14 protein-coding genes are annotated in these 14,933 nt (G+C 41.6%); 7 read left to right on the plus strand and 7 right to left on the minus strand.

The window, feature by feature from the left end; genetic code table 11:
- Window position 1 precedes the first annotated feature (1 nt).
- A complete protein-coding gene (locus J3P37_RS21090) occupies window positions 2-745 on the minus strand; it encodes a TrmH family RNA methyltransferase (RefSeq protein WP_256013603.1) in 744 nt (247 codons plus the stop codon).
- Between J3P37_RS21090 and tamL the strand changes: the two genes are divergently transcribed.
- The gene (tamL, locus tag J3P37_RS21095) at window positions 736-3,117 is read left to right on the plus strand and encodes a translocation and assembly module lipoprotein TamL (protein ID WP_256013606.1); all 2,382 of its coding nucleotides are present in this window, start codon (window positions 736-738) and stop codon (window positions 3,115-3,117) included. The two genes, J3P37_RS21090 and tamL, sit on opposite strands and share 10 nt — an antisense overlap.
- A gap of 21 nt (window positions 3,118-3,138) precedes the next feature.
- Here tamL and J3P37_RS21100 read toward each other — a convergent pair whose 3' ends face one another.
- The 3 genes from J3P37_RS21100 to ypfJ form a co-directional block, all read right to left on the minus strand.
- Window positions 3,139-3,606: a hypothetical protein gene (locus tag J3P37_RS21100; protein ID WP_256013609.1), complete on the minus strand. Its 468-nt coding sequence runs from the start codon at window positions 3,604-3,606 to the stop codon at window positions 3,139-3,141.
- Between the two features lie 199 nt (window positions 3,607-3,805).
- A complete protein-coding gene (locus tag J3P37_RS21105) occupies window positions 3,806-4,486 on the minus strand; it encodes a porin family protein (protein ID WP_256013611.1) in 681 nt (226 codons plus the stop codon).
- A 174-nt stretch (window positions 4,487-4,660) separates the two neighbouring features.
- Complete coding sequence (gene ypfJ, locus J3P37_RS21110; protein WP_256013614.1) at window positions 4,661-5,515, minus strand: KPN_02809 family neutral zinc metallopeptidase; 855 nt, start codon at window positions 5,513-5,515, stop codon at window positions 4,661-4,663.
- 276 nt (window positions 5,516-5,791) lie between these two features.
- Between ypfJ and J3P37_RS21115 the strand changes: the two genes are divergently transcribed.
- From J3P37_RS21115 to J3P37_RS21140, 6 genes are all read left to right on the plus strand, one after another.
- A complete protein-coding gene (locus J3P37_RS21115) occupies window positions 5,792-6,676 on the plus strand; it encodes a glycosyltransferase family 8 protein (protein WP_256013616.1) in 885 nt (294 codons plus the stop codon).
- Between the two features lie 6 nt (window positions 6,677-6,682).
- A complete protein-coding gene (locus J3P37_RS21120) occupies window positions 6,683-7,600 on the plus strand; it encodes a glycosyltransferase (protein ID WP_256013619.1) in 918 nt (305 codons plus the stop codon).
- Window positions 7,601-7,664: 64 nt separating this feature from the next.
- Window positions 7,665-8,438 carry a glycosyltransferase family 2 protein gene (locus J3P37_RS21125; RefSeq protein WP_256013621.1) on the plus strand — a complete coding sequence of 258 codons (774 nt, stop codon included), beginning with the start codon at window positions 7,665-7,667 and terminating at the stop codon, window positions 8,436-8,438.
- Window positions 8,439-8,513: 75 nt separating this feature from the next.
- Window positions 8,514-9,485: a hypothetical protein gene (locus tag J3P37_RS21130; protein WP_256013623.1), complete on the plus strand. Its 972-nt coding sequence runs from the start codon at window positions 8,514-8,516 to the stop codon at window positions 9,483-9,485.
- Between the two features lie 9 nt (window positions 9,486-9,494).
- The gene (locus tag J3P37_RS21135) at window positions 9,495-10,829 is read left to right on the plus strand and encodes a flippase (protein ID WP_256013626.1); all 1,335 of its coding nucleotides are present in this window, start codon (window positions 9,495-9,497) and stop codon (window positions 10,827-10,829) included.
- The gene (locus J3P37_RS21140; protein ID WP_256013628.1) at window positions 10,830-11,657 is read left to right on the plus strand and encodes an alpha-1,2-fucosyltransferase; all 828 of its coding nucleotides are present in this window, start codon (window positions 10,830-10,832) and stop codon (window positions 11,655-11,657) included.
- A 336-nt stretch (window positions 11,658-11,993) separates the two neighbouring features.
- Here the strand turns inward: J3P37_RS21140 and J3P37_RS21145 are convergent, their stop codons facing one another.
- The 3 genes from J3P37_RS21145 to J3P37_RS21155 are packed head-to-tail and all read right to left on the minus strand — an operon-like array spanning window position 11,994 to window position 14,916.
- Entirely contained in the window at window positions 11,994-13,082 is a 1,089-nt protein-coding gene (locus tag J3P37_RS21145) for a glycosyltransferase family 4 protein (protein ID WP_256013630.1), read from the minus strand.
- On the minus strand, window positions 13,060-14,298 hold the full coding sequence (locus J3P37_RS21150; protein WP_256013632.1) for a glycosyltransferase family protein: 1,239 nt from the start codon (window positions 14,296-14,298) through the stop codon (window positions 13,060-13,062). The genes J3P37_RS21145 and J3P37_RS21150 overlap by 23 nt, the downstream gene beginning before the upstream one ends.
- Before the next feature lie 3 nt (window positions 14,299-14,301).
- Window positions 14,302-14,916, minus strand: coding sequence for an acyltransferase (locus tag J3P37_RS21155; protein WP_256013635.1), 615 nt, complete (start codon window positions 14,914-14,916; stop codon window positions 14,302-14,304).
- Between the last annotated feature and the right edge of the window lie 17 nt (window positions 14,917-14,933).

A 14,933-nucleotide genomic window follows, 5' to 3' on the forward strand; every position in this document is an offset into this window, starting at 1 on the left:
TTTAAGAATTTCTTTTCAACTCGGAACAAAAGATCGCTGCAGAGACCGCAACATTCAGAGACTCTGCCTTTCCGAACCGCGGAATCGTTACTGCGCGATCGATTTTTGAGACCACAGCCTCCGATATTCCCTTGCCCTCATTTCCTAAAACCAGGAATCCTTCCTTTTCAAAATTAGTTTGATATAGATTTTCCCCTTCTAGTAAAGCACCGAACACAGGTAATTTATAATGGTCAAACAATGCACAAAGATCGGTGTAATACACATTCATTCTGGAAAGTGAGCCCATAGTAGCCTGTACAACCTTAGGATTGTAAGCCTCTACGGTATCCGGCGAGCAAATGAGGACCGAAAATCCAAACCATTCGGCAGTACGGATAATAGTTCCAAGATTCCCCGGGTCTTGCACCCCATCTAATACCAAACTAAACTTTCCTTTAAAACTTTCCGCATCAATATGGGTTTTTTTAGGGATCTGAACTAAGGCGAGTGCATGTTGCGGGCTGGTAAGGGTACTAATTTTTTTTAGTTCATTTTCTGTAACTTCAAGAAGTTTTACTTTTTGTGTTATTTTGCTAAACTTTTGAAAATGTTCAGAAGTACAGAAAATAGTGTCAACGGTATAATCAGAGTCTAAAAATTCAGTTATTGATTTAATACCTTCTGTAATGAACAGAGCATGCTCTTTTCGTTGTTTTTTATGATGTAATGCATTTACAAAACTGATTTGCGATTTTGAAAGCATATTTTAACGTTAATTATTTATACGCTGCAAGTATACTGCTTTTACTATTTATATTCTCTGCCTGTTCCACAACCCGTTTCCTGGAAGAGAATCAGGCAATTGTACGGAAAGTGGAATTGGCAGGCATTGATAAGCAGTTCTCTGAACAGGCCTATATCTATATTCAGCAGGATATTAAACCCAACTCACGCCTTAATCTTGGTTTGTATAATTTGTTCAATACAAAAAATGGGAAGTATCGCACTGACAGGATTAAGAACATAGGTGAAGCCCCTCATATTCTCGACACACCTTTGGTGGAAATATCACGTAATGAAGTCGAAAAGTTCCTGAAAACTAAGGGATTTCTTAAAGCGGAGGTTAAAAGCAAGATCAAGGTTGAACGTAAAAAAGCCTATATCACTTTCTCTGCAAATCCAGGACCTGCCTTTAAACTTCGAAATTATACTTATACAGCAGGGGATTCAGCTGTCAAAAACATCTACGAACAGAACAGAGCCTCTTTTACAAAGCTGAGCCCTGGTATGCGTTATGACGAAGATTCGCTTAAAAATGAAAGCAAACAGCTTTTCGATGTATTAAAGAGAAAAGGATATTACGATTACCTGCAGCAATATATGCGTGGCTTTGCCGACAGCAATCTAAATTCCAGCCAGGTCGATGTAAAAATGATAATTGATAATCCTCCTAATCGCGACAAACACCAGGTTTATAAGATCAATAATACTTCATTCAGGATAAGGAACAGCGAAGGCCGTTTGGGGCGCAGCCGCCGCCCTATAGATTCGGCTGTTCTGGATTCTCAGTATTATTTCAAAGATCACTCAGGGCGCTTTAAATTTAATATACTCTCAAAATATATTTTCTTTGAGAAGTACGACCTGTTTGATATCGACAAGCGCGATCTTACCTACGATCGCCTTTATGATCTGAACATATTTAAGAACGTAGAGATCGACTTCGTTAAAAGAAAGGATGATACCACAGCCCTGGATGTTACTATTGAAGCCACTCCCTTGAAGCGAATGAGTAACCGGATAGAAGGGGAGTATACATTTAATTCAGGACGGAACGGTTTTAATATTGCTAATACCTACACTAACCGTAACCTGTTTCGCGGCGCAGAGCAGCTCGATATTAAGTTTCGCTATGGAGTGTTATTTGACTCCCGTCTCAGTGGCAGGCTTTGGAACCGGGTATTCAGCAGAGATATACAAATTGGTGCAAACCTGGTGTTCCCTAAGTTATTGTCTCCTTTTCCAATTCCCTCGTTAGGACGTCATGGTGTACCAAGAACTACCATTTCCAGTAGTCTTCAGTTATTTGATCAGCCCGGCTCTTTTTCTAACCGACTGTTCATTAATTCTATCACCTATAACTGGGTAGAAACCAGGTATAAGTTACATAGCCTTACTCCCATAAGTATAGAATACCGCGACGGACGCCTGGAGACTGCTTTCAGGGATACGTTGGATAGTCTCGGCTATCAGCTTTACATCATCACAAACGACAGGCGCTATGTTAATCTTGGTACCCAATACAGCTTCACCTTGAACAATATCAGGCTGAACACCTACGAGAACTTTATTTATTTCAGGACTTTCGTGGATATGGGAGGAAATACACTTGCTTTGCTTGCCAACACCCTGAAACTCCCGAAAGATAGCAATGGCGACAGAACTCTGTTTGGATTGCCTTATCTTCAATATGCCAAAACGGAGTTCGATTTCAGGATATATCGCACCCTGGGCGGTGAGCGGCAGTTTATAGCCAGGCTGAATCCCGGTATAGCGTATCCATTCGGTAACTCCAGGGAACTACCTTTCGAACGGAACTTCTACGCGGGCGGATCTACGGGTATACGTGCATGGCAGGCAAGAACCCTGGGGCCCGGTAACTACGACCGGGCATTTTTGGAGGACGCAGACACCCGCAGGAAGTTCACCAACCTTGACCAGTTTGGCGAAATTAAACTGGAGGGTAACCTGGAGTATCGCTTCAAGATCATAGAAAGCTTTTTTGGTTCAAAAGTTAAGGGGGCCACTTTTGTTGACTTTGGAAACGTGTGGCGACTGAACGAACTGGCCCTGCCGAACCGGGATATTGAAAGTAATGCACAATTAAAACTCAACAGATTATTCAAACAAATAGCTATTGGCACAGGAGCGGGTCTACGATTCGACCTGCAATATTTTGTGTTCAGGTTCGATGTGGGAATCAAGCTAAAAGATCCGCAATTTGGCGACGGTGATCAGTGGGTAATTAAACATCTGTTTAAAAACAACGAATTTAAGGAGCAATACTATCAGACGCACAATCCCGACAGATACCGCTTTTTGCAATATAATTTCGGCATAGGTATGCCGTTCTAATGTAACGATTCGAAACAGAATTTAGAGAAATGACTTGAGTCCATCAAAAATGGTTTCAAAAAATGTTGGGATATTTAGCCCGTTACTCGAATTGAAAAGGAAGATTCCAATAAGAATTATTATCGCGAATACCAAAAACTTACGAAACATGCTTCCGATAATGATCAGAAGGAGAGGAATCAATATTAGCATCTGCCAACTGATCTTAACAGGATTGAGACCGCTTTCTTTTTTTAGTACATAATACAATTTCGCTGTAGTAGTACTGTCGTTTATATGTTTTAAATAAACGAAGGTAGATTTTTCTATGGGTTGCGGAGCTACAGCGACCCCCTCATGAAATTTCAATTCCTGTTTAAAACCGTTTATATTAAACAAAAAAGTGCCTGAGATTTCCTCCATTGGCTTTTCAGCACTGTCGGCGGCGATAATGGCAAGCTTATCATTTTTCAACAGGTTCTCTTTTACTATGAAATTCTTCAGTATCATAGTTTGTCCCCTTAATCCCTTACAGGTAAAAATTAAAACAAGGGCCAATAAAAAAAGATAAGGTGTCTTCATCAAAATTCGAAACAGTACGGCGTAAATATAGTAAACCTGGAGGGCTTCAAAGCAAAAAATCCGTCCTGCTATGAGGACGGATTTTCAATTTAAATTTAGAGGTATGTTATTAAGATAATAAAGGCAATTAAAATGCGTAACCTAGGGAGAATGACCAAACGCGGTTAGTTTGTTTTCCATCACTGCTTCCATTATCTGGTCTCAGGTCGTTAATACCAAGTCCATAACCGGCAGAAACGTTTACTCCACTACCTAATTGGATACCACCGATGAAGTTAAAACCAAGGTCTAACGCTTTTAAGTCGTCGCCATCACTGTCGCCAAATTTAACGTCAGTGCTTACTTCGTCTCCATTGTCGGCGTTTTCAATTTTATTTTGTCCGGCAATTCCATAAGCAGCATAAGGTCCTGCCCCAACGAAAAGGTTACTGCCCCCAATGCCCAATGGAAGTTTAGCTACCAGGTTTATCGGAACTTCTATCCACATTGTACTTTGTTTGTTTTCTATGGTGGTACCTGCTACTTCAAATTCTGAGAACTTACCACCTTTTCCCTGCAATGACAGTCCTGGCTGTACTGCCAGGTGGGTGCCTAGGGGAAGATCGGCATATCCGGTTACGTGGAAGTTAGTGATCGTTCCGGTTTCAGGATTTTCACCATCATCTACGTGAAAACTATATTTCGGAATGTTAACACCTACTTTTAAACCCCATTTCGGACCTGTACCCGACATTGTGCTTGTAGAGGTTTGAGCAATTGCAGTTGTTCCTGCAAGGAACGCTACCGCTAGTAAAGCTATTTTTTTCATTTTAATTTCAATTTAATTGTAAGCGAATTGTGTGTTTTAATGCTGATTATTCAATAAGGAGGCCAAAAAAAGCTCGAAAATTGAAATATTTGAAAAACAAGCCTTTAGCGATTCGTTGCTCGGTCCGCTGTTGCTAAGGTTGTACCTAATAGTCTACAAATTGTATCAAAATTGTTATAATTCGTCAGTTGAGAACGTATCGCCCTGCCTCAGTTCGCCCGTAGTGAAACCTTTCCTGAACCATTTCACTCGCTGTGCAGACGTTCCATGAGTAAAAGCATCGGGAACCACATAGCCTTGAGCTTCTTTCTGCAATTTGTCGTCGCCAATGGCGTTGGCTGCACGCAAGGCTTCCTCAATATCGCCCTCTTCAAGTATCTGCTTCATCTTCTGGGCATGGTGTGCCCAAACTCCGGCATAGAAATCGGCTTGTAATTCAAGCCGGACGGAGAGCTTGTTATATTCCTCTTCACTTACCCGTCCACGCACCCTGTCCAGTTTTTCGGATGTTCCCAACAGGTTCTGGACATGGTGGCCAACCTCATGCGCAACTACGTAAGCCATGGCAAAATCACCTGGCGCACCAAACCTGTTTTGAAGTTCATCATAAAAAGACAGGTCTATGTACACCTTCTGATCAGCAGGACAATAAAAGGGGCCTGTGGCCGAGCTTGCAGATCCACAGGCTGATGCCACACCATCTTTGAATAGCACCAGAGCTGGCTCCTGGTAGCCGCCAGTATTTGCGAGAAGTGTATTCCACACATCCTCGGTGTCAGCAAGGACTACTGCAACGAAATGCCCGGCAGGATCATCCTTTTCACTGGTGCTTAATGGAGCTTCCGTTTGTTGTTGAGAAGCGCCACCATTCCCCGCCAGGCCGCCAATAAGATCCATGGGATTCTGACCGGTAACAAGTGATAGTATGATCGCGATGACTGCTGTAATTCCGCCGCCCACAGCAAGGCCTCCTCCTCCGGATCTCCGGTCTTCTATGTTTCCGCTTCCGCGTCTTCCAATCCAGCGCATATATAGTGTTTTACAAGCGAACAAGCCAAAATCCCGGATTGTTTTTGATGATAATTGAGGTAAAAGCAAATCAAGTTGGGTAAAAAAATCCCGACCCCGTTTTCTAAATATTCTCTCTCATGTTTCGGGTTGCTCTTAGGAAAAAAAATAAATTGGTCCAGAAATGTCCCTATGCCATATAATTACGATATCGCGTAGAACTGTCTGTACTTTGGTATGAAGTTCTCTTAGCTGTCGGAAACGTTTTGTTCACGTTAATAATAATTCCAGGTGAGTTTGCAAAATCCTATAACCATTGTTGCAGCTAGTGATAATCATTACGCTATTTTACTTGCAGCGCTGATTAAGTCAGTTGAGGTCAATCATAAGACTCCCGAAAAGATCGACTTTCACATAATCGATGATGGGATATCAGCCCGAAACAGGCAAAAGATCCAGTCTTCGGTAGATCCGCAAATAACGAACCTGCATTGGCATCCCTCAAAGTCTGTAGTCCCGGCCGATGTAAAGCTCCCTGTCGACCATACGGCCTTTCCCCTGACAACCTATCTTCGGCTATTTGGCCCGTACGTTGTTCCGCAGGATGTGAAAAAGATAATATACCTGGATGTCGATATGATCCTCACCACTGATATTTCCCGCTTATACCATACAGACATTGGAAATAACATTTTTGGAGCAGTGCAGGATGTGGGGAAAATTGTAAGCTGTTCCTGGGGAGGAGTGCCCAACTGGAAAGAACTTGGCATGCAAGCTGATTGGAAGTACTTTAACGCAGGGTTATTATTGATCAATACAGAAGAGTGGCGGAATAAGGATATAACCAACAAAGTGCTGAAAGCCATGTATGATAATATGGCACACGTAAATTTTGCCGATCAATACGGAATGAATGTGGTATTGGTTGAGAAATGGGTAGAACTTGACCCCAAATGGAACTGGTTTGCTAACGATTTTTGTGAAGATCCTTTTTTAATTCACTTTTTAGACGTTAAGCCAATTTTTAAAAATTACAAGTCTCAACCTGCTTTTAAGGACCTGTTCTATAAATATCTTGAAATGACCGCCTGGAAAGGGCATAAACCTGTAAGTGGATATTTGAGATTGTTCAGAAAAGCGGTAAATAAGTTAAAAAAACGAACTTCAAAACTTTTAACCTAAAAAATTATGCACTTTAAAGGTGTAACTCTTCTTGTAACTCACTACAATAGAAGCAGCTCGCTTGAGCGTCTTTTATTTGCATTTGCTACCCTTGGATGTTCTTTCGACGATATTGTGGTTTCCGACGATGGGAGCAGGCCAGAGCATTTAGAGCATATCAAGCGGCTCACGTCTCACTATAAGTTCAGGTTCATTGGCACACCTGTCAATAAAGGCCTGGGAAATAATATTAACAAAGGCCAGGATGCGGTTAGCACTCCATTTACTCTTTATGTACAGGAGGATTTTGTTCCCAAACCACTATTTGCAGAAAAATTTGCTTATGCCCTGAAATGTATGCAGCAGCAGAGCAGCCTGGATATGGTTCGGTTTTATGCCTATTTCCGTTATCCGTTTTTGCAGCCCGTCGAAAATGGCTTTTCAGAAATGATCTTCAGTACCCTGCCTTGGTATTTCGGCTATAGGAAATTTTATTATTACAGCGATCACCCTCACTTGCGCAGGACAAGCTTTTTTCAAAAGTTTGGCCGGTACCATGAAGGAATAAAGGTCGAAAAAACGGAATACAAAATGATGTTCGCTTTTTTGCAAAATAAGGGAAAAGCGTTGTTCTATGATGAATATCAGGATCTTTTTGAGCAGAAGAACTCTGCTGAAGAGCCTAGTACGGTCAGGCGTAACCTTTGGCGGGAAAGCGGCAACTTCCTGGTATCCGGACTGCGCGAGGTGTATCGCTATGTAAGGTTTCATTACGACCTGTTTTTTACGCCTTCGAGCTGCAGATATCCTGAAGAAACGTCTTTCATGTTTGAACAAAAGTTTAAACATCTGGATGAGGTGCATTTAACCCGGTATGAACTGACAAATAAACTTGAGGAGATTTTGTTAAGTATAAAAGAAATGCCCCAGCAATTTAGATTTTAATTGCTTCCTTTCTTGTCTGTAAGCCAGAACTTAAGACATTTAATAATTAATATCCTTTTGATAAATGCAAAATTGTCATTATTTCAATGGGCTGACGTTGTTAGTAACACATTATAATAGAAGTGAGTCTTTAAGACGATTGTTAAAATCTTTCAAAGACGGAAACTATGCTTTTGAACATATCATAGTTTCAGACGACGGAAGTCAGCCTGAGCACATCGAGCAACTAACAGAAATTCAAAAGGAATTCGGGGTTCAGTTACTGCAATCTGCTCAAAATCGCGGCCTGGGCAATAATATAAACAAGGGGCAGGACGCAGTTCGTACACCTTTTACTTTATATGTACAGGAAGATTTTATTCCCAAAGAATTATTCTTCGAAAAGCTTCAAAATGCGGTTCTGTTTCTAAACGAAAGGCCTGAAATAGACATTGTACGCTTTTATGCTTATTTTAAATATCCAACACTGAAGCCTTATAAAAATGGCTTTTCAGAAATGAAGTTTAGCAGCCGTAACATCCTGTCAGGTTACAAAAGGTTCTACATGTACAGTGATCACCCACATATCCGGAGAAGCAGTTTTTTTGACCGGTTCGGGAGATATACAGAGGGGGTAAAAGGAGACGTTACAGAATATAGAATGATGATGTCCTTTCTTAAAAATAAAGGACGTGCACTATTTTACGAAGATTTTAAAGGTTTATTTGATCAGGTCAACAGCGCACAGGAGCCAAGTACCATGAAACGGAATTTCTGGCGTGAAAGCAACAGCTTGCCGGTGCAGATCCTGCGTCATCTTTATCGCCATGTTCGCTTTAACTTTGATCTTCATTTTTAGGTGTAAGTATTTAAACCTTTTCCTTTTTATGTCGTACACAGCCAGGGTAGCAGTTCACCGCATTTTTACAAATCGATGTTTGAAAAAGTATTAAATAAGTTTCTGAGTCTATATGTGCTGTTAAGGCATGGAAGGGTTCCTGTAGAGTTAAAATATTTCTATAGAGATACCTACCGTTGCCAGTTGCAGCAATTGAAGTATTTCACAAAGGACTATATATTCAGGAAAAAATATAAGGTAGTTTCTTTTAACGGAGAGTTTGCGCCCGAGCTGCAGTTTGCGCTGCCTTTTGCTTACTGGCACTTCAAAAATGGCACTCTAAAAAGGACCCGCTCTTCGAAATACACCAGCGACCTGTATTTTTTCTCCCCTGAGCATGAAGAGGTATTTGATACCCGTACAAATGAGGGTAATTACAACTTTGAACTTCCCCGAATACTTTACAGCCACAATTATGATATGGCGAAATGGGAACCTGTTCCTCTGAAGGACAAGTACCGCAATGATATTTATGTATACAACAAACCCATACTTATTATTGCGAACCGTTATAATATGGAATGGGATGGGCCTCCGATCAGCTTTTTCAGTATCGAGACACTTGACCACATAATTAGCCAGCTAAAAGCAACTTATACTATAATTTATAACCGTCCGAGACCTCAAAATATTACTATGGATAACAGCGATGTTTATGATATGGACGAATTTGAATGGCTTGAAAGGGAACATCCTGAAGTCATACTGATGGAAGACCTGTTTAAAGAAAATAAGGCGGGTGCGCGTAATTTCAATCACCTCCAGCTTATGGTATATGCCAATGCCAGTCACTTTTTGTCCATCCATGGCGGAACAGCCACCCTGGCAAGTTACTTCGGAGGCATTAATCTGATCCTCTCGAAGAAGGGACCTGAACATCATTTTGACTGTTATCACAAATTATATCCCCAGTTTTCCGGTGCAGAGATCCTGCATGCTAAGAACGATGAGCAGCTAATGGATTACGTAGAGAGATATTTTGTCGTTGCTGAACCGACCGATGCATAATAGTTAACTATGAGCTCCCAAAGCATAAAGGACCAATACTGGCTTAAATCTGGTATAATCAATATCCTGCAGAATTTTTCGGGTACTATTATTAACCTGGCTACTTTTTATATCCTGGTAAGATTACTGAGTAAAAATGATTACGGGGTGTGGGGTATCTTCCTGCAAACTGTTGTCATCGCCGAAGTGATCCGTAGCGGATTGATCCAAAGTGCTCTGATCAAGTTCATGTCGGGTGCCGACAAAACGGAACATTCCAAGATCATATCGGCCTCCATTGCTATCAGTGGGACCTTAACTATAGTGATGATCCTGCTTAGCTTTTTATTTGCAGGATCTCTGGCCAGTCTTCTCAAGGCGCCGCAACTTGAAGAAATGTTTCATTTATATACCATTGTATTCTTTTTTTCCGGATTACTGACGGTATTTAATTGTATCGAACAAGCTAATTTTAGTTATTCCGGTGTATTTGCGAGTAACCTGGTCCGAAGTTCTATATTGGCAGTTTACCTGCTGGCAGTTTATATTTTTAAGCTCGATACCAGTTTGATGCAATTGGTTTATATTCAAATTGTCGCAACAGCGGTGAGCGCCCTCATAGCCTGGGCTTATGTACGCAGTTTTATTGAGATGGCGTTTAGTTTCAGCAGGGACTGGGCAGCAAAGATATTTCACTACGGTAAATATGCCTTTGCCACTTCAGTGAGCTCCATTTTGTCCGGAACAATAGATCAGTGGATGCTTGCAGGGATCATTTCCCCTTCGGCATCCGGGGCCTTTAATATTGCCGTACGTATTGGTAACCTCATTGATATACCAACCAATGCTATTGCAACGATAGTCTTCCCCCAAAGCGCAAAACGAATTGAGACAGAGGGGAAAGAGGCTGTAAAGTACTTGTATGAAAAATCTGTAGGTACTATCCTTGCTATCGTCATTCCTGTAATTATATTTTTATATTTTTTTGATAGCCTGATCATTGACCTTTTAGCGGGTGATAAATACGCAGATACGGTCCCCATTCTGAACGTGACCTTACTTTACTGCATTTTCGGTCCTTTCGGCCGGCAGGTTGGAGTTATCTTAGACTCCATGGGTAAAACCCGGACCACGTTTTTTATCGTTATAGGCAACACCTGCATTATTCTGATCCTGAATTATTTTCTTATCAGGAAGTATGGGGTTATGGGCGCTGCTTATGCTACCCTTATATCCAATATAATAGGTTTTGCCATCGGACAGGCCATTTTATGGAAAGAACTGAGAGTTAATGCACTCAATACGTTCATTTATGCATTCAAGTTTTATCCAGAGTTTATTAAAAAGTATATTTTAAAGAAGTAGATGATGGTTGGAATATATTTCAAGGGCAGGTTAGGAAATCAATTGTTTCAGTACGCCTACCTCTTATATCTTAAGTCAAAGCATAAGAATAAGGTCTTTTTCTTTCCCAATCCTCACCATGCTTACATCGCCAAATATTTTGATCTTGGAGCTTACCATAACATAACTCTGGGGTCGAAGATCTACTCTATCTTCATGCGTTGTATTCCGCGTATATTGCCTTTTAAGGATGTATTCTTTCATAATTTTGTGGCTCCAAGGGAGAAGAAATTAGAAAACTTTACTATTCATCACGGGTACTTCCAGTCCGATTGGTATTTGAAGCAAATAGAGGGCGGCTTGAAACTGCCATTGAAAAAAAAATATACACAGGCTTTTCGCGAGACGTACGGGGACTTGTTCAGTAAGCACAAAACCCTTGTGGTCCATATCCGCAGAACCGATTTCCTTTCCTACGGAAAAAGGGACATCTCTCTGCCTATTGAGTACTTTATCGAAAGGCTCAATACAATTGAAGATCTGGATACTTATAAAGTGATCTTTGTAAGCGACGATCTGCCGTATGTGAAGCGCTTTTTTCCTGAAAAGCCTAATTATATTTTCACCAGCAATTCAGAGATAATCGATTTTCAAATCATTCAGAATGCAGATGTTACTATTATCTCGAACAGTACCTTTTCCTGGTGGGCCTGCTACCTTAGTGAGAAGAAACAGGTAGTTTATGCTCCAAAGAATTGGATGGCATTTAACATTGGCAGGGAACATCCGCGCGGTATCATGACTGATAAGTTTAACTGGTGCGAGGTAATAAGTAATAAGGAGCTCTAAGGATTCAGAATAAAAAGGAGTCTCAGACTCCGGTAAAGCGCTATACAAAACGCCCGGGGAGTCGGAGACTCCCTTTTATTGGTTGATCCTTAGTCCCTGGTGCGCTAAAGCCCCGGCTACAGACTAAGGACAGCGCCGAACTAAATTTCTCCCTACCTTAACGATATTGGGCGCATGCCAGCCGCGTTTGCTTATGCTATTGCAGCTTATGCTCAGTAAACAAGCTTTTATACAAGCAACTTGTAAACCCTGCCCTGTCCAGAGAATTCCGAAGGGTTTCTCTGGATTCAGCAATGAAAAAGAGTCTCCGACTCGGTAAAGCGCTAAATTAAAATATCACCCAAGCGATTTGTAAACCTGAAGTGTCTTTTCAATGGATTTGTCGAGAGGGAATTCCCGCAAACGTTCTTTACCTTTCAGGGAAAGACTTTTCCGCAGACCGCTGTCATTAATCAGCATTTCAAGAGCAGTGATCAGGCTATCTTTGTCACTTTTTTCAAAAAACAGGGCAGCGTCTGCCGCAATTTCCCTGAAGCATTCCGTGTCGCTTAAGATCACCGGGCAACCAGCCTGGTAAGCCTCAAGAATAGGTAAGCCGAAACCTTCATGTAATGAAGGATACACAAACAACAGGGCATTCTGGTACAGGTAATTCAACTGTTCATCAGAAGCCTGGACATGCATAACTGAAGCTTGCAGGTCAAGCCGTCTCAGCAGTTCCAGATCAGCGATACCCATGCTGCCACCCCCGGTCAAAATTACTTTAAGATCCGGGTGTTTAAGGCTCAGTTCTTTGAAAGCATCGATAAAAAGATAGAAGTTCTTATAGCCACTTCTGTCGCCAACAAAAAGAATATATTGTTCAGGAACGTTTACAGCTGATGTCAGGAACGGTTCATCAAGATCCATCCCATGATAAATCACAGATATTTTTCCTGGATCAACCTTCGAATATTTGATAAGGTCATTTTTCGTAGTCTCTGATATCGCAATAATGTGATCAGCCCGTTCAACATTCAATCGTTTCTGCCTTGTGAGAGGGTCATGAGCCCAAAAATATTCGGGAAAGCGCTCGTAGGTCATGTCGTGGATGGTTACCACCACCGGCTTCCGGGTTCTGTTAATAAAATAAGGATCGTAATAGGTTGGATGGAAAACGTCAAAGTGCCCTGCATTGAGCAAGTTTTTACAGTAAATATCGTTGATCCTGTAAGCCAGGGAAGGCTCCGATAATAGTTTTCCGGCGAGCTGTAGCTTTAACTTTTCGTTTTTTATATAATAGTTATTGCTGGCAAGAACGCCAAGCTTATAGTCGAACTGCGGATCTTTCTTAATAGCTTGTATCAGATTGTTAAAGTAGCGGCTAATGCCACCAAACTTCTGTGTGCTAAACTTCTGATGATCAAATAATACTCTTAACGCCATGTTTTTTCGCAGTTTTATCCTTAAGACTATTTTCCAGCAGTTCTGAAAAACTGTTTAACCGGTTATCCCAGGTATTGTCTCCTGCAACCTGTAAACGGCGCGAAATCCGAACCTGCGAATCGTTAGCCAGCTCTTCTTCCATGGCCTTTATGAATGCATCAGCGTTGTTGCAGTAGCGTACTGTTTCCTTTGTGAATTCCTCCAGATCGGGGTTAAAGTCGGTGGCAAGCACAGGCTTTCCGGCGCCAAGGTATTCAAATAGTTTCAGTGGGAATATCGTGCGGCTTACATCATCTTTCTTGAAGGGGATCATCGCGATGTCGAACCCTTTTATGATCGAAGGCATCTCTTCATAAGGCATCCGGCCGGTGAGATGAACATTCGGACACTGGTAGAACCAGTCTGGAATAAATTCAGGAGATAGGGGGCCCACAAAAGCAAAGCTTTTATCGGGGTTTCTCGTAGTTACTTCTTTTAGCAGTTCAAAATCCATGCGCCTCTCTATATTACCAAAATATCCTATAACTGGTTTTGGCAGTACCGCAATTTTCTCAGCAACAGCGAGATTTTCGTCGAGGGCTTTACTGCTGTGACTGATGTCGGCAGCATTTGGAATAAAGTAGCTTGCAGATTTTAGCTTTCGTTTTTCTGTATGAAGCTCGCGGCTTGTGCAGATCACCAGATCACTTTTACCAATCAGAATAGGTTCGGAGGTTAGTCCATGTTTCTTATCGAATGGAAGGATCAATGGATCAACACAATGATAGACCGCCAGGGCCGGCCGTATATAGTCGGCAACATTTGGATAGTGGAAATTAAAGGAATTGATGTATACGAAATCTGAAATATTCTCCAGCGAAAGCACCTTTTTAATCCGTTTTACAATGATCGATTCATTGATCCGGAGCAACTGCCTGTAAAAAAATCCTTCAGGAAAGATGTTGATCGATAAAAGGGGAGGGGTGATCACTATTTTCAGATTAGGGACCCCGCTATCCATCAAGCCACTTGATGAAGCGTTAAAATAGTCCTTTCTTTTTGCAAAGGAGTCTGAACCTTTTTCCTTTAAGTAATCTTTCCAGGTATAAGGATTCTCAATATAATAAACGCTATTCTCCCTGGCGAGGTATTTTGCCAGGGTATAGGTGGTAGATTCGTATGGTCCGTCAAATTTAGTGGTTCCGAGAATGAAAATGCTTTTGCCTGTTAAAGCCATAGATTATACCCTTTCCCAGGTTCTAGATTCGAAATTATATTTCTTAATTATCCGCGCAGGATTACCAGCAGCTACGGCATAATCGGGCACACTTTTAGTCACCACACTTCCGGCACCAATTACCGAATGTTTTCCTATGGTTACGCCGGCAGTGATCACGCTGTTAGCGCCAATCCATACATCATCCGAAATAATAATCGCCTTCGTGCTTACCTCTTGTTCGGCAGGAGGCACGTTCACGTCTTCATAACCATGGTTTAACCCGGAAACAACTATATTCTGGGCCAGCATTACATTATTACCGATACTTACCGGGCCGATGATCACATTACTCATCCCTATGATCGTCCGCTCGCCTATGATCACAGCACCAACTCCATTATTCACTGTTGAAAACTCCTCGATAGCCGAGAAAGCGCCAATCTGAAAGTCATTAAAAGGAAGTAAGTCAAGCCGGGTATTAAACCGTATGGTTGAGCCCTTACCCCGCTTGTGCCTGAATGGATTTAAAATAAGCCTCACCCATAAGCGCGGCCTGTGTTGATTCTTAGGAATAAGCAGGCGGTGTGCTATTTTTTTAAGCAAAGGACTGTTTTTTACGGTTTCAGTGAACGACATGTGTGCAATCTAACTGG

This window comes from Desertivirga xinjiangensis, assembly GCF_024436435.1.
GTDB classification, from domain to species: Bacteria; Bacteroidota; Bacteroidia; order Sphingobacteriales; family Sphingobacteriaceae; genus Desertivirga; species Desertivirga xinjiangensis.

Excerpts from the sequence above, each read along its gene's own strand:
- J3P37_RS21090 (WP_256013603.1), bottom strand. The coding sequence starts at position 745 with ATGCTTTCAAAATCGCAAATCAGTTTTGTAAATGCATTACATCATAAA.
- J3P37_RS21100 (WP_256013609.1), bottom strand. The coding sequence starts at position 3,606 with ATGATACTGAAGAATTTCATAGTAAAAGAGAACCTGTTGAAAAATGAT.
- J3P37_RS21105 (WP_256013611.1), bottom strand. The coding sequence starts at position 4,486 with ATGAAAAAAATAGCTTTACTAGCGGTAGCGTTCCTTGCAGGAACAACT.
- ypfJ (WP_256013614.1), bottom strand. The coding sequence starts at position 5,515 with ATGCGCTGGATTGGAAGACGCGGAAGCGGAAACATAGAAGACCGGAGA.
- J3P37_RS21120 (WP_256013619.1), top strand. The coding sequence starts at position 6,683 with ATGCACTTTAAAGGTGTAACTCTTCTTGTAACTCACTACAATAGAAGC.
- J3P37_RS21125 (WP_256013621.1), top strand. The coding sequence starts at position 7,665 with ATGCAAAATTGTCATTATTTCAATGGGCTGACGTTGTTAGTAACACAT.
- J3P37_RS21130 (WP_256013623.1), top strand. The coding sequence starts at position 8,514 with ATGTTTGAAAAAGTATTAAATAAGTTTCTGAGTCTATATGTGCTGTTA.
- J3P37_RS21135 (WP_256013626.1), top strand. The coding sequence starts at position 9,495 with ATGAGCTCCCAAAGCATAAAGGACCAATACTGGCTTAAATCTGGTATA.
- J3P37_RS21140 (WP_256013628.1), top strand. The coding sequence starts at position 10,830 with ATGATGGTTGGAATATATTTCAAGGGCAGGTTAGGAAATCAATTGTTT.
- J3P37_RS21145 (WP_256013630.1), bottom strand. The coding sequence starts at position 13,082 with ATGGCGTTAAGAGTATTATTTGATCATCAGAAGTTTAGCACACAGAAG.
- J3P37_RS21150 (WP_256013632.1), bottom strand. The coding sequence starts at position 14,298 with ATGGCTTTAACAGGCAAAAGCATTTTCATTCTCGGAACCACTAAATTT.
- J3P37_RS21155 (WP_256013635.1), bottom strand. The coding sequence starts at position 14,916 with ATGTCGTTCACTGAAACCGTAAAAAACAGTCCTTTGCTTAAAAAAATA.